Raw genomic sequence first — 14,633 nt, forward strand, 5'->3', positions numbered from 1 at the left:
AGCGGTTTTGTGCATGTCGGCGACCCGGTGGTCATCAAGTTCGACACCTTCCCCTATTCGCAATACGGCCTCGCCCATGGAACTGTGCGGGCACTCAGCCCAGATTCCTTCTCGGCACAGGAGCAAGCGCGCGACCCGAACAGTTCCCTCGCCATGCTGCCTTCCGATGCCGAGCCATTCTATCGCACGCGTATCTCCATCGACCAGGTCGCCCTCCACGGCGTTCCCGCCGGTTTCGCCGTCAGCCCCGGCATGCCGGTGACCGCCGACGTAAAGGTCGGCCGGCGCACGATACTCAAGTACCTTCTCGGCGTCATGCTCCCGATCGGCCAGGAGGCGATGCGGGAGCCTTAGAGTACTGGAGGAATCAGAGGCTCGGATCGATGACAATCCTGGATCGGCTGACTGGTCTGGCCTTCCCGGCGGCGGTGTTGCGTCGGGCGATCCAGCTTGCTGACAGCGGCAAGGCCGCTGAAGCCTTTCCGCTTATGGCGAAAGCGGCGCGCGCGGGGATCGCTGACGCCGAGTACCGGGTCGCGCGTTGCTATCTGGAAGGCGCCGGTGTGCCACCGAGCCGTATGGAAGGCGCGCGATGGCTGCTGCGGGCGGCGAACCACGGGAGCGCGGATGCGCAGGCGCTTCTCGCCGCGCTCTACGTCACCGGGCTGGTGACGGCGGAAGCCGACGGCAAGGGACCCTCGGAGCACTTGTTCAAACCTGATTCCCCGGGAAAACCAGACTTCACGGCCGCTTTCGACTTTGCCACCAAGGCGGCCGAGGCAGGCTCGGCCACGGGACAGGCGATCCTCGGTTATATCCTTACCAGCGGCCCCGCATCGATGCGCGACGTCGATGCCGCACACCGCTGGTACGAGAAGTCGGCTGCTGCCGGCTGCGCCGAAGGGTGCCTTGGCTTTGCCCTGTCGCTGGCCCGCCGCGGCAAACGCGAAAACAGAGTTCGGATTGCGGAAGAGGTAAGGCGTGCGGCCGACGCCGGCCTGCCGACCGCGACCTATCTTCTTGCGGTCCTTACCGAGCATGGGCTCGGCGTAGCAAGCGACATGGCAGCAGCCGCTCAACTGTATCGGGCTGCTGCAGAGAAGGGCCTGCCCTCCGCCCAGTTCCGGTTGGGACTGGCACTGATCGACGGTGCACTCGTCGGCCAAGATGTCGCTGCCGGGGAGGCATGGATGCGGCGTGCTGCCTTGGCCGGCAATATCGAGGCAGCCTATATGTTGGGGGATCGCTATGCCAAGACGCAGCGGCCGGACTTTGCAGAAGCCGCGAATTGGTACCGGCGGGCGGCCGAAGCGGGCCACCAAGCCGCTGCCCGCGCTTTGGCCTCGCTCTATTTGACGGGAAATGGTGTGGCTGAGGATGTCGAGGAAGGAGCGCGCTGGCTGCGATCTTCCGCAAATGGCGGCAATCAGCAGGCACAGACAGACCTCGCCAATCTTATCCTCGGAGGAGCCGGCGACCCGGATGACGGTGCAAGCGTTTCCGGATGGTTCGAGGCGGCCGCATCATCGGGCGACCTCATCGCGGCATTCAACCTTGGGCTCTGCTTCGCCAAGGGCGTCGGCGTTCGCCAGGACGAGGGGCAAGCGGCACACTGGCTGCGGCGCGCCGCCGAAGGCGTCGCCGAAGCGCAATATATGTATGCCCGCCTCCTCCAGGATGGACGCGGCGTGGCGGCCGACCCAACTCAGGCCCGCGTGTGGTTTGCGCGGGCGGCCGACGCCGGCGTGCTCGACGCACGCGTGGCGCTCGCAGAGATGCTGCTCAATGGGCGCGGCGGCACGCCCGAGCCCGAGGCTGCAATGCGGCTGTTTGAGCAGGCCGCCGCCGACGGTCACGCCGGGGCGATGTTTGCGATTGGCGCGCTGTACGGAGCCGGCCACGGCCTGCCGGCCGATCAGGCGGCAGCGCAGAAATGGTACGCCGCCGCTGCCGGACGCGGGCATAGCCAAGCCCAATTCATGCTCGGACGTTATCTCTTGAAAGGCCTCGCCGGGGAGTGCGACCCGGTTGCCGCTCGCCTTTGGCTCGAACGCGCGGCTGCGCACGGGATCAGTGAAGCCGCCGACGAACTGGGGACTGCGGGCGCGGCGGCGCCATGAGCCATATGCTGGTTTCGACGCGGGAGTGGTCCAGCAAGTTTGCACCACGGCGGATCGACGCATCCCAACTTCCTTCATAGGCGCGCTCAATGAACGATCCGAGTGCGGGAAGGCGCGCCTACGACCCTCAGCAGCTGGAGCCCATGCTGATAGCGAGACAGCATGCGGGCGACGTCGATGGCATGGTCGCGCTGTTCGAGGCGGATGCCGTGATCGACTGCGGCGGCGGACGTTTTCTGCGCGGCCATGAAGCCATTCGTGACTACTATGCCGAGATCGTTACGTCCGGACGGAAGTTTGCGGTCGGAGAACAGCGGCCGGCGCTCATTTGCGGCGACCTTGCCCTCACCTCGACCCGACTTCCCGACGGCGACGTCACCAGCGAGGTTGCCCGGCGGCAGGCCGACGGCTCCTGGCTTTGGGTGATCGACCGCTATTCCGTCGCTTGGGATTAGGCCTTCCGGGAAAACCGGCCGGCCACGTCACCACGGGCGCGTCAACACACTGCGGCCGTCATGGCCGCTGTCCTTGCGTTCGGCAATCCGGGTGCGGCTACCGCCGCAGCGCGTATACGTCCGCCATGGTTTCGCCGGGGACCGGCAGCGCCATGTCGTCGTCCAGAAGCCGCGTGATCCTGGCAAAGCCGGTGAATGCCTTCCTGGCCTCCTCCGCCGACATCTGCCCCGACAAAGCTGCCGAGCAGCAATTCAGCGCGCACTGATACACTGGCCCGCGTCGTCCCGTCGGCCATTTACGCAAGAAAACCATCGCCTCTGCGACACTATCCACTTCTTCTACAGGATGTCCCTGCCCGCGCGAGATCCGCACGGGCGCAAAGAAATGCAGGTAGTCCATCGTTTCCTCCCGGTCGATCGCGATGCCGCCCGATCGAACCTTATGAAACGCACAGTCTTGCGGTTGGTTCCATACAGAAAACAGAACCTTTAAAAAATCTTTTGGTCGATGGTCGCCAGCTAAACCGTGGGGAAGTGGCAGGCCACTTTGCGGCCGGGTCGATACTCCCTCAGCTCCGGCCGTTCCGTGCGGCATCGATCGACCGCGATCGGGCATCTTGGGTGGAAACGGCAGCCGGATGGCGGCTTGAGCGGGCTCGGCACATCGCCAGTGAGGATGATGCGCTTGCGCGTCCCGCTGGGCGTGGTCTCAACGACCGGAACCGCCGAGATCAGCGCCTGGCTGTAGGGATGGGCTGATGTCGCGAACACCTCCTCGGCCGGCCCTTCCTCGACGATCGAGCCGAGATACATGACAGCGATGCGGGTCGACACCTGGCGCACCACCGACAGGTCGTGGGCGATGAAGATGTAGGTGAGGTTCAGCTTCTCCTGCAGATCGGCAAGCAGGTTGACGATCTGCGCCTGCACCGAGACGTCGAGTGCGGAGACCGGTTCATCCAGCACGACCAGATCGGGATTGAGCGCGATGGCCCGCGCGATGCCGACCCGCTGGCGCTGGCCGCCGGAGAATTCGTGGGGATAGCGCATGACATGGTCCGGCAGCAGGCCGACGAGCTCGAACAATTCCGCGACACGCGCGGTGATCTCGCGCGAGGAAAGCTTGCCGTGGATGCGCAGCGGCTCGGCCACCAGATCGCCAACGCGCCGGCGCGGATTGAGCGAGGCCGACGGGTCCTGGAACACCATTTGCAGGCGGCGGCGCAGCGGCCTCAGTTCGGACAGCGATTTCGAGGTGATGTCCTCGCCTTCGAACAGCAGCTCTCCGTCGGATATTTCGTAGAGCCTCACCAGGCAGCGCGCCAGCGTGGACTTGCCGCAGCCGGATTCGCCGACCAGGCCGACCGTCTCGCCGCGCCGCACGGTCAGCGAAACATTGTCGACCGCATGGACGGTTCGCTTGCCTGCGGCGGAGAAACGGGTGCCGATCGAGAAGCGCTTGCCGAGTGAACGCGTTTCGAGGATTGGGCTGTCGGTCATCGGTCCGCTCCTGCCTGCGCCACCCGGAAGCACGCCGCGGCGTGAGTGCCGATGCCAAGGTCTGGCCTGTCGGTCACGCAGGGCTCGTAGTGCACCGGGCATCGCGGGCCGAAGGCGCAGCCCTGCGGCAATCGCAGCAGCGATGGCGGCGAACCGGGAATGGCCGGCAGGCGGCGCGGCTTTTCACCGGTCAGCGGCGGGATCGAACCCAGCAGCGCACGCGTGTAGGGATGTCGTGGGTCGGAAAATAGTTCCATGCGGCTGCCACGTTCCACCACGCGGCCGGCATACATGACCATCACCCGGTCGGCGAGTTCGGAGACCACGCCCATGTCGTGCGTGATGAAGACCACAGCCGATTTGTGCGTCGCGCGCAGCTTGCGCACGAGGTCGAGAATGCCGGCCTGCACCGTGACGTCGAGCGCCGTGGTCGGCTCGTCCGCCACCAGCAGCGCCGGATTGCAGGACAAGGCCATCGCGATCACCGCGCGCTGCCGCATGCCGCCGGAAAGCTGGTGCGGGTAGCGCGACATCGCCTCGCGCGGATTGGGAAAATTCACCTCGGCCAGCAGTTCTTCGACGCGCACCATCGCCTTGGCTTTGCTGATATTTTGGTGCGCGCGGATCTGTTCGGCGATCTGCCAGCCGATCGTGTAGACCGGCGTCAGCGCCGTCATCGGATCCTGGAAGATCATCGCGATCTCGTTGCCGCGCAGCCGCCTCAGCTCCCGCGCCGGCAGCCCCACCAATTCACGGCCCTTGTAGCGGATCGAGCCTTCGATGCTGGCGTTCGGATCGGTGATGAGGCCCATCACCGCCAGCAGCGACACCGTCTTGCCGGACCCGGATTCGCCGACCACGCCGAGGATCTCGCTTTCCTCGAGATCGAAGGAAACGCCATCGATCGCCCGCACCAGACCGTCATTGGTGCGGAAGGATACTTTGAGATCGCGCACCGACAGTATCATGATGTCCTCAGGCGCGGATCGAGAAGGATGTAGACGAAATCGACGACCGCATTGGCGATGACCACGAACATGGACGCATACATCACCGTCGCCATGATCATCGGCAGGTCGAGATTCTGCAGCGCGTCATAAGTGAGCTTGCCGATGCCGTGCAGCCCGAACACCACCTCGGTCAGCAGCGCCGAGCCGCCCACCAGCGCGCCGAAGTCCAGGCCGAACAAGGTGACGAACGCGATGAGCGATGTGCGCAAGGCATGGCGCAGCAGGATGCGCGTCTCCGACAGGCCCTTGGCCCTGGCCGTGCGGATAAAGTCCTCCTGCAAGGATTCGATGATGGCGGCGCGCAGCACGCGCCCGTAAATGCCTATGTAGAGAATGGCCAACGTGATCCAGGGTATGACCAGCGTCAGGAACCAGCCTTTGGGATCGTCGGAGAAATTCTTGTAGCCAAGCGGCGGGACCCATGAGAATGCCCAGCTGTCGTGGTAGCGGCTCTGAGTGATCAGGTTCATCACCTCGCCCAGCCAGTAGACCGGCATGGAGATGCCGAGCAGGCCCAAAGCCATCAACAGCTTGTCCAGCCAGCTGTCGCGGGTGGCGGCGGCAACGATGCCGATGATGATGGAGACAACCACCCAAAGGATCGCCGCCCCGAACACCAGCGAAAGCGTGACGGGGATCGAATCCATGACCGCCGGCACCACCTTCCAGCCGCGATTGACGAAGGAGGTCAGGTCGCCGGTGACGAAGATCTTCTCCATCATCTTCACGTACTGAACGTAAAGCGGCCGGTCGAAGCCGAAATTGTGGCGCACCGCTTCCAGCACTTCGGGTGTTGCATTGCGGCCGGCGATGCGCGCCGCCGGGTCGGCACCCGGCGTCGCGAAGAAGATCAGGAAGACGATGACCGAGATACCGAACATCACGAACAGCATCTGACCGAAACGGCGCAGGATGGCGTAGATCATCAGTCGCGCCCCAACCGAACCTTGGAGCGCGGGTCGAGCGCGTCGCGCAGGCCGTCGCCGAAGACATTGAGCGCCATGACGGACACCGCGATGGCCAGGCCCGGCACCAGCGCCACCAGCGGCCTGGTGTAGAGCAGCGCCTGCCCGTCCTGGATGATGGTGCCCCAGCTCGCGGCGGGCGGCTGCACGCCGATCGACAGGAAGGAGAGTGCGGATTCCGTCAGCATGTTCAGCGCCATCATCAACGGTACGAAGACGATGAGCGTGGTGGTGATGTTGGGCAGGATATCGCGCCACAGGATGCGCCATCCCGGCACGCCGAGATTGATCGCGGCCAGCACAAATTCGCTGTGGCGCAGCGACAGCACCTGCCCGCGTATCGGACGCGCCACATATGGCACGTAGACGATGCCGATGATGATGACCGGCAACCATAGGCTGCCGGACTCGATATCGATCGGCCCGATCCTGATGCCTTGCGCGATGGTGACGATGGAAAGCGAAATCGCCAGCAGATAGATCGGGAACGCCCACAGGACGTCCAGCAGGCGCGACAGCACCGTATCGGTGATGCCGCCGAAATAGCCCGCGATCAATCCCGCCGCCGTGCCGATGACCAGGGTGAAGATGGTGGCCGCACCGGAGATCAGCAGCGAGCTCAGCCCGCCATAGAGCATTCGGGCCATGACATCGCGCCCCTGGCTGTCGGCGCCGAGGAAATAGTTGCCGAGCCGCCAGGTCGGACCGAGCGGCGTGTAGCCGAGCCCCAGCCCCTCGGTCGATTGTTCCATCACCGGAACGTCGGCGCCGTCGATCTGGATGACGGCGTCGAGCGTCGAGGCGAAGGGGTCCACGCCGGCCCACTTCGCGTAGAGAGGCGCGCTGAGGCAGGCCAGCACGATGAGGAGGAACACGGCCAGGGATGCCATGGCAGCCCTGTCCCTTGCCAGCTTCGCAAACGCGACGGCCCAGGGCCCTCGCGTCTTGCGCGGCATGGCGACGGCTTGGTTCGACACGGACGTGCCCTCCGCAGTTCGTTACTGCACCCAGGACTGGGTGATCATCCAGTTGAACTGCCGGTTGAACTTGAAATTGCCAACCCGTTTGCTGACGAAGTCAAGCCGCTTCGGCGTGAAGAGACCGACTGCCGGCGCCTTGTCCGTGACCTGCTTGTCGATTTCGGCCCACATTTTGTCTGCGGCCTTCTGGTCGGTCACGCCGAGATCCAGCGCCTTTTGCATCTTGGCGTCGATGTCCTTGTCGCAGAAGCCGGCGATGTTGATCGAGGCATCCGAACCTTCACGGAAGGAGGCGCAGCTGAACAGGATGTTCAGGAAGTCGGAAGCCGCAGGATAGTCCTTGTACCATTGGGTGACCGACATCTGCACCTTGTTGTTGGTGTTCTGGATGTAGGTGAACTGGATGTTGGACGAGATCGGCTTGACGTCGGCGACATAGCCGATGGTGGTCAGCACGCTCTGCAGGTAGACGCCGATCGACCGCGAAATGGCGGTGTCCTCGACGATAATGGTCACCTTCTGGCCCTTGGTGCCCGATTCCTCAACGAGTTGCTTTGCCTTGTCGAGATCCGGCGCCGACCATTTGGCACCGGGGTTCTTGGTGAAGGGGCAATAGTCCTCATGGCCGGGGAAGTCCGGCGGCAGGACCTGACAGACCGGCGAGGCCAGCACCTTGCCACCGAACAGCTTGACCAGCGTGTTGCGATCGATCGCATAGGCAACGGCCTGGCGCGCCTTTTCATTGTCGAACGGCGCGAGACGGTTGTTCAGGGGTGCATACCACCACGCCGAAAGCGGCGAGATGTGCAGCTGGTCCATGGACTTGCTGCCAAGTTCGCCCAGGCGGTCGCTCGGCAGCGCATCGAACATCCAGTCCGCTTCGCCGTTCTGGATCGCCGTCACGGCCGCTTCCTCGGACAGGCCGAAATCATACTGGACGACATCCGGGTAGCCGTCAGGTTGCGCTTCCTCGCTCCACTGCTTGAAGTTCGGGTTGCGCGACACCGTCATGCCCTTGTTGGGGTCGAAGGCGGAGATCATGTAGGCGCCGGTGCTGGGAATGGGCTTGGAGCCCATGTCTTCGGCGGGCGTATCCGCCGGCAACACCACGGCATGCGGCAAGGCAAGCTTGTAGAGTATCTCTGCGTCGGGCTTGGTGAGATTGAGGGTGATGGTACCGGCCGCTTCATCGCCGACGACACCGCCGTCCAGCGTGCAGTTCTTGGTATCGGCCAGGCATTTGTCGGCGCCGACAATGCCGGCATAGAAGGTGCCGGAAGTCGGCCCGGAAACCTTGAAGATGCGCTGGAAGGAGGCGACGACGTCCTTGACGCCCATATCCTGGCCGTTGGAGAACTTGATGCCCTTGCGCAGCTTGAAGGTGAAGGTCTTGCCGTCATTGCTGACCTGCGGCAGCGCCTCGGCCAGATCGGGGACGATGGTGAAGCCGTCCATGCCCTCGGCCTTGCGGAAGGCCACCAGGCCGTCATAGATCGGCTGGTACATCTGCCAGCCCTGGTCGGTATAGTTGATGTGCGGATCGAGCGTTCCCGCCGCGGAGCGGGCCAGAAGGCGGATGGTGCCACCTCGGTGCTCCTTGAGATATTCAGCCTGTGCCGGAGCGAGCCACGTGCCGGCCAGCAGTGCCGCGGCTGATGCGGCCAAAAGCAGTTTCTTCATGTCTTGGTTCCCCTTTTCTCAGTTGTCGTTGTCGTCCAGGAAGTCGCCCACCACCCGCATGCACGCGTCCTGCTCTTCGACATGCGGCATGTGGCTGGAATGCTCGAATATCTCCCAGCGCGATCCCTTGATGCCGTCCTTGAAGGGCTGCACGGTCGCGGGCGTGGCCTCGTCGTAGCGTCCGGAGATGATCAGTGTCGGAACATCGACGGCCTGCAGCCGATCGATGATGCTCCAGTTCTTCAGCGTTCCGATGACATGGAACTCGTTCGGCCCGTTCATCAGATGATAGACAGTGGGGTTGCGCACGACCTGGTCGAAGGTCTCCGTCACCTCCGGTGGGAAAGGCACGACCCGGCAGACATGCCGCTCGTAGAACACCATCGTCGCTGCCTGGTAGGCCGGATCTTCCGTCGTGCCGGCCTGCTCGTGCCGGGTCAGTGTCTCCTGCACGTCCCCGGGGAGGTCGGCGCGCAACCGGTTGGCCTCTTCGACCCAAAGCTTCATCGAGGCCGGCGAGTTGGCGATGGTCAGCGACTTCAGGCCATTCGGCCGCGTTACCCCATACTCGGCGCCCAGCATGCCGCCCCAGCTCTGACCTAACACATGGAAGCCTGCGCGGATGCCGAGATGATCGACGAGATTTTCCAGCTCGTCGATGAAAAGCCGTGGCGTCCAGAAATCGGCGCCTTTCTCCGGCAGCAAAGTGGAATTGCCGCAACCCAACTGGTCGTAGTGGATGACGGCGCGGTCCCGTCGGGCGAGATGCTTGTAGGCATCGACGTAGTTGTGGGCGGCGCCCGGCCCGCCATGCAGGATCACCACCGGGGGCTTGTCGGCATCGAGATCGCCAGAAATACGATACCAGGTCTCGTAACTGCCGAACGCGGCTCGTCCCTCTTTGCTAGCGACCTCTGACGACATCCCGGTTCCCATCACGTCTGAACGCATTTCGTTTCTGTCCCCGACAGCAGGCGCCTAGTTCAGCCTGGTCTGCACCCACTCTTCCAGCATCTGCACGCCGAACGCCGTGGCGCCTTCGCGGCCGAGCGGACGGTCCGCGTCGGCCATTTCCTTGCCGGCGATGTCGAGATGCACCCAGGGACGATCCTCGGTGAAATGGCGCAGGAACGCCGCCGCGTAAGGCGCGTCACCGTCTTCCATGTCCTTGGCGTGGTGCCGGATGTCAGCGAAGGGCGATTGCAGGCCCTCGTCATAGGCCTTGTCGAGCGGCAGTTGCCAGAACCGCTCGCCAACCGTTTCCCCCGCAGCGATCATCTGCGACGCGATAGCATCGTCGGTGCTGAAAAGACCTGCAAAGATCGATCCCAGGCCGCGCATCACCGAATAGGTCAGCGTCGCCAGATCGACGATCACCGACGGGTTGAAGCGCGAGGCGGCATAATAGAGACAATCGGCCAGGATCAGGCGCCCTTCCGCGTCCGTGTCGAACACCTCGACCGTCTGTCCTGACGCCGTGGTGACGATGTCGCGCGGCTTGAGCGCGGTGCCGGACGGCATGTTCTCGGCAATGCCGAGAACGCCGACGGCATGCACCGGGCTGCCTTGCCGGGCAAGCGCGATCAGCAGGCCGACCACGGCGGCCGCGCCGCCCATATCGGCCTTCATGTCGAACATCTGCTCGCCGCGCTTGATGCAGAGGCCGCCGGAGTCAAAACACACGCCCTTGCCGACGAAAGCCATCGGTTGGGAAGGAGCGCCCTTGCCGCGATAGCGCAGCACCGCGACGCGCGGCGGCCGCACCGACCCGGAACCCACGGCCAGGATCGCGTTCATGCCGAGCTCCTTCAGCCGCGATGGATCGAGTATCTCGACGTCGATGCCGGCTTCGCGCAGCGGCTCCAGATGATCGTGGAAATTGTCGGGGTGGAGATGGTTCGGCGGCAGGTTGACCAGCGTGCGCGCATATTCGACACCGTCCGCGATGGCATTGATCCGCGCCAGTGCCGGGGTCAGATCCGCGCTGCTTGCTCCGACCAGCTGTACCCGCAAGGTCCGGTCCGCTCCCGCCCCCTGGCGCCGGTTGCGCATGTCGAAACGATAGCGCCGCAGCCGCATGCCCAGCGCGACGCGCGCCAGGATCTCGGCTGCGGGCAGGTCAATGCCGTCAATGGGGTCGAGGACAAGCGTCGCGGCGCACTCGCACTTGCCTTCCAGATGCGCGGCAAGCAAACCGCCGGCGCGCGCCAGTGACAGGGCGGTTACGGCCTCGGCCTTGCCAAGGGCCAGGACGATCACGCGCTGGGCCGACACGCCCTGGGGGGCAATAAGATCGATGCACGTGCCGGATTCCGCCAAGGTGGCCGGGTCGGAGCAGGCACGCGACAGGATCCCGCTCACATCAGCGTCCAGTGCCGCTGCCCGCGGGCCAAAGCCTGTCTGGGCGGTTCGCAAGATCACGACGACAGCGGTTTCCGAGGAAATCCCGTCCGCCGTTTCAAAGACCGGCACTGGCGATTGAGGCATAGACTGGCATTCTCCCATTTGCTGACGACTCCGGCCTCGGCTCAGCGTGCATCGCTTCGCCCGCCAATGGCTAAACCTGTTGCCGGTCTCTGCCCTTGGTGGAATGGTGCCGGAGGCCCCAAAAAATCGTTTTCTGATGGCGACTTAGTCGCTCTTGCCTTTTGGGTAGCGCCGACAGGCCAGGCGATCAAACGCCAATTTCGCCCAAGTCGATTGACAAAAACTCAACTGACAATTCATGATCGGCCAATGGCCCTACCTTCACTCAATGGCATGCGCGCTTTCGAGGCCGCCGCACGTCTCGGCAGCATCAAGGATGCAGCCGAAGAGCTGCACCTGACACCCTCGGCCATCAGCCGCCATATCCGTGCGCTCGAAAGAAATCTCGGCCAGGATCTGTTCGAACGCGGCTTTCGCCAGATAACACCGACCATCAGGGGCTCCTACTATGCGCGTAGCCTCTCCGAAGCGTTCGAGGCCATCTGGCGCGCCACCGACGACGTCAGCCTCGCCGATGGCCCAAGCCACGGCAGGACCCAACGCGTCCGGGTCTTGTGCGTCCCGGCGGTCCTGAACCTTTGGTTGGCGGACCGGTTGCCGAACTTTCGCAAGCTGCATCCGACCGTGGAGCTGGAGATCTCGACGTCAGGCAAGCGCGCCAACTTCGATTTGGCCATTGTCGACGAGTTCGTCTACAAGGCCGGCCCGGCCCTGACGCTTTTGATCCCGCTGGTTCTGACGCCGGTCTGTGCGCCCTCATTGCTCGATGGGCCCGTGCCGCTGCGATCGCCCGCCGATCTGGTCAACCATCATCTTATCCACGAATGCGAGAGCATGAGATGGAAGCGTTGGCTGGAGCAGGAAGGCGTTTTGGACACGACGCCGAAATCCAGCACGACGCTGGATGACTGTACGCTCATCATGCGCGAGGCAATCAATGGCGCCGGAATTGCGCTCGCCGATACGATGATGGCGCAGGATCTGCTGCAGCAAGGCAAACTTGTCGCGCCGTTTCAGGCCCGCCATACCTATCCGGCCGGCATCTACCTGCATCAGCGCCGCAGCATCGGCAACAAGCCGGGCACCGGCCTGTTTCAGGACTGGCTGTTGTCGGAAGTCGACGACCACAAGCGGGTCATGGCCATCGCCTAGGCGGAGAAGCGGCACCCGAATTCGAATCACCAGAACTGTTGGTATCCAACAGCGGCCCACCATTGCGACCCCTCGATAATCGCCGTTCGCATTGAATATCTTTAAGGCCAAAGCCGGCAAATGGATTGCTTGTCGGTTCCCCAGCGTCAGGCTTAACCTGCACAGCTATCGCGTGGAGGCGCGTGGCCAATCAAGGGGAGGACATTGCAGTGACCATACAAGGCGCATCGCCTGATCTGTACAACGAGGATCTCGCTCCGGCCAAAGTTCGAAACTGGGGACCATTCTCGATCTTCAACGTCTGGACATCGGACGTTCACAGCCTGTGGGGCTATTATCTCGCCGCCAGCCTGTTCCTGTTCTGCGGCGGCTTCGTCAATTTCATCATTGCTATCGGCATCGGCTCGCTGATCATCTACGCGCTGATGAACATGGTCGGTTATGCCGGCGTCAAGACTGGCGTGCCCTACCCCGTGCTCGCCCGCGCCTCCTTCGGCATCTGGGGTGCCAACATACCGGCCTTGGTGCGCGCCATCGTCGCCTGCTTCTGGTACGGCGCGCAAACGGCCGCCGCCTCCGGCGCCATCGTGGCATTGCTCACTCGCCTGCAATGGTTCGACGAATTCAACAAGACCTCGCATCTTCTCGGCCATTCCACGCTGGAAGTGATCTGCTTCGTCATCATCTGGGCGCTGCAACTGCTGATCATCCAGAAGGGCATGGAAACAGTGCGCCGCTTCCAGGATTGGGCGGGGCCTGCCGTCTGGGTGATGATGCTGCTCCTGGCCATCTATCTCTGCGTCAAATCGGGGAGCTTCGCCTTTACCAGCGATATTCCGATGGACGTGCTGCGCGAAAAGACCGCCGATGCCGGCATTCCGGGCGATCCCGGATCGTGGACGGCGCTCTTCGGGGTCGCGGCGATATGGGTGACCTATTTCTCGGCGCTCTATCTCAATTTCTGCGACTTCGCCCGCTACGCGCCGGACAAGGCGGCGCTGCGCAAAGGCAACATCTGGGGCCTTCCGGTCAACCTCATCCTGTTCTCGCTGGTCGCCGGCGTCACCACCATTGCCGCCTATGACGTCTACCACGAAGTGCTGCTGCATCCCGACCAGATCTCGGCCAAGTTCGACAGCTGGTTCCTGGCGGCGCTCGCGGCCCTGACCTTCGCGGTTGCCACGCTCGGCATCAACGTCGTCGCCAACTTCGTCTCGCCAGCCTTCGACTTCTCCAACGTCTTCCCGCGTCAGATCGACTTCAAGAAGGGCGGCTACATCGCAGCACTCATCGCACTTGTGCTCTATCCCTTCGCGCCGTGGGAAGGCAGTGCGGCGCATTTCGTCGGCATCATCGGCGCGACGATGGGGCCGATCTTCGGTGTCATGATGGTCGACTATTACCTGATCCGCAAAGGCGAGGTCGACGTCGAGGCGCTGTATCGCGAGGACGGCGAGTTCCGCTTCCAGGGCGGCTGGCACGTCAATGCCTTCATCGCGGCTGGCATCGGTGCCGTCTTCTCGTCGATATTGCCGAACTTCACCAACTGGCTGCCGTCCTGGTGGGGCGTCTATGGCTGGTTCTTCGGCGTGGCGATTGCCGGCATCATCTACTACGTGCTGCGCACCGCCGCCGTGGGTGCGGGCGCCAAGATAGCGAAAGCCTGAAAGTGATGCAGTAGGCAGTAGGGGCTAGGGAATACACAAACAGATTCCCTATTCCCTACTGCCAACCATCTCCGCCAATTTGCGCACCGTGTTCCAGTTGCGCGACGTGCCTATGCCCAGGCGCTTGTGATTGGCGGCCGCAAGCAGCCGCGAGCTTGGCCGTTCGCGCGAAAACACAAGCCATATGTCGCCGCCGATCAGGAGCACCTTCTCGTCCTCGGCGGCATAGGCCTGAAGCCCCGACAGGACATCTTCGGCCACAGGCTTGCGCATCACACGCACCGCGACCTGATCCCCGGCTTCCTCCGATTCGGTTGGGAATGGATTGCACGACGCGAGTTTCTGCCAATCTCCAGCGCCACGGACAATGATGTCGACGTGGCGGTCAAAGGCCGTTTCGAAGGCGGCCTCCAGCCGCTTCTCAAGCGCGGCAGTCGCGGTCCTCTCAGCCTCGAAGACCAGATTTCCCGTCGCCACCAGCGTGCGAACATTCCTCAAGCCGAGGCCTTCCGCCATCGCCTTGAGGTCCGCCATGACGACCCGGCGCCCCTCCCCCAGGATGATGCTGTAGAGGAGCGCGACATAGGTCTGCATGAGAGGCTCCGCCTGGCGGGTGC

General features: G+C 63.5%; 13 protein-coding genes and 1 pseudogene. 5 read left to right on the plus strand and 9 right to left on the minus strand.

The genetic code is table 11. From position 1 onward, the window contains the following. From AB4Z43_RS27710 to AB4Z43_RS27720, 3 genes and pseudogenes are all read left to right on the plus strand, one after another. Window positions 1-354, plus strand: a pseudogene (locus AB4Z43_RS27710) (HlyD family type I secretion periplasmic adaptor subunit); the annotation flags it as partial. A 29-nt stretch (window positions 355-383) separates the two neighbouring features. Further along, a complete protein-coding gene (locus tag AB4Z43_RS27715; RefSeq protein ID WP_441939807.1) occupies window positions 384-2,120 on the plus strand; it encodes a tetratricopeptide repeat protein in 1,737 nt (578 codons plus the stop codon). Window positions 2,121-2,209: 89 nt separating this feature from the next. Next, complete coding sequence (locus AB4Z43_RS27720; protein ID WP_441939810.1) at window positions 2,210-2,575, plus strand: YybH family protein; 366 nt, start codon at window positions 2,210-2,212, stop codon at window positions 2,573-2,575. A 97-nt stretch (window positions 2,576-2,672) separates the two neighbouring features. Here the strand turns inward: AB4Z43_RS27720 and AB4Z43_RS27725 are convergent, their stop codons facing one another. The 8 genes from AB4Z43_RS27725 to AB4Z43_RS27760 all read right to left on the minus strand — a co-directional run bounded on the left by AB4Z43_RS27725 (window position 2,673) and on the right by AB4Z43_RS27760 (window position 11,197). Then, complete coding sequence (locus AB4Z43_RS27725) at window positions 2,673-2,975, minus strand: DUF982 domain-containing protein (RefSeq protein WP_010909507.1); 303 nt, start codon at window positions 2,973-2,975, stop codon at window positions 2,673-2,675. A gap of 119 nt (window positions 2,976-3,094) precedes the next feature. Next, complete coding sequence (locus tag AB4Z43_RS27730; protein ID WP_441939812.1) at window positions 3,095-4,075, minus strand: ABC transporter ATP-binding protein; 981 nt, start codon at window positions 4,073-4,075, stop codon at window positions 3,095-3,097. Next, the gene (locus AB4Z43_RS27735; protein ID WP_441939814.1) at window positions 4,072-5,043 is read right to left on the minus strand and encodes an ABC transporter ATP-binding protein; all 972 of its coding nucleotides are present in this window, start codon (window positions 5,041-5,043) and stop codon (window positions 4,072-4,074) included. The genes AB4Z43_RS27730 and AB4Z43_RS27735 overlap by 4 nt, the downstream gene beginning before the upstream one ends. Further along, window positions 5,040-6,011: an ABC transporter permease gene (locus AB4Z43_RS27740; RefSeq protein ID WP_441939816.1), complete on the minus strand. Its 972-nt coding sequence runs from the start codon at window positions 6,009-6,011 to the stop codon at window positions 5,040-5,042. The genes AB4Z43_RS27735 and AB4Z43_RS27740 overlap by 4 nt, the downstream gene beginning before the upstream one ends. Continuing rightward, entirely contained in the window at window positions 6,011-7,027 is a 1,017-nt protein-coding gene (locus AB4Z43_RS27745; RefSeq protein WP_441939818.1) for an ABC transporter permease, read from the minus strand. The genes AB4Z43_RS27740 and AB4Z43_RS27745 overlap by 1 nt, the downstream gene beginning before the upstream one ends. 21 nt (window positions 7,028-7,048) lie before the next feature. Continuing rightward, window positions 7,049-8,710: an ABC transporter substrate-binding protein gene (locus AB4Z43_RS27750; RefSeq protein ID WP_019858160.1), complete on the minus strand. Its 1,662-nt coding sequence runs from the start codon at window positions 8,708-8,710 to the stop codon at window positions 7,049-7,051. A gap of 18 nt (window positions 8,711-8,728) precedes the next feature. Continuing rightward, window positions 8,729-9,634, minus strand: a complete 906-nt coding sequence (locus AB4Z43_RS27755; RefSeq protein ID WP_038646840.1) for a proline iminopeptidase-family hydrolase — start codon at window positions 9,632-9,634, stop codon at window positions 8,729-8,731. A gap of 54 nt (window positions 9,635-9,688) precedes the next feature. Continuing rightward, a complete protein-coding gene (locus AB4Z43_RS27760) occupies window positions 9,689-11,197 on the minus strand; it encodes a leucyl aminopeptidase (protein WP_441939820.1) in 1,509 nt (502 codons plus the stop codon). A 66-nt stretch (window positions 11,198-11,263) separates the two neighbouring features. Between AB4Z43_RS27760 and AB4Z43_RS27765 the strand changes: the two genes are divergently transcribed. Together AB4Z43_RS27765 and AB4Z43_RS27770 are read left to right on the plus strand one after the other, a co-directional pair. Further along, window positions 11,264-12,349: a LysR substrate-binding domain-containing protein gene (locus tag AB4Z43_RS27765; protein ID WP_441939822.1), complete on the plus strand. Its 1,086-nt coding sequence runs from the start codon at window positions 11,264-11,266 to the stop codon at window positions 12,347-12,349. A 209-nt stretch (window positions 12,350-12,558) separates the two neighbouring features. Then, a complete protein-coding gene (locus AB4Z43_RS27770; RefSeq protein ID WP_020628874.1) occupies window positions 12,559-14,016 on the plus strand; it encodes an NCS1 family nucleobase:cation symporter-1 in 1,458 nt (485 codons plus the stop codon). 48 nt (window positions 14,017-14,064) lie between these two features. Here AB4Z43_RS27770 and AB4Z43_RS27775 read toward each other — a convergent pair whose 3' ends face one another. Then, the gene (locus tag AB4Z43_RS27775) at window positions 14,065-14,610 is read right to left on the minus strand and encodes a DUF1697 domain-containing protein (protein ID WP_441939824.1); all 546 of its coding nucleotides are present in this window, start codon (window positions 14,608-14,610) and stop codon (window positions 14,065-14,067) included. Window positions 14,611-14,633 lie beyond the last annotated feature (23 nt).

The sequence above is a fragment of the Mesorhizobium sp. 2RAF45 genome (genome assembly GCF_052115225.1).
Lineage (GTDB): Bacteria > Pseudomonadota > Alphaproteobacteria > Rhizobiales > Rhizobiaceae > Mesorhizobium > Mesorhizobium jarvisii.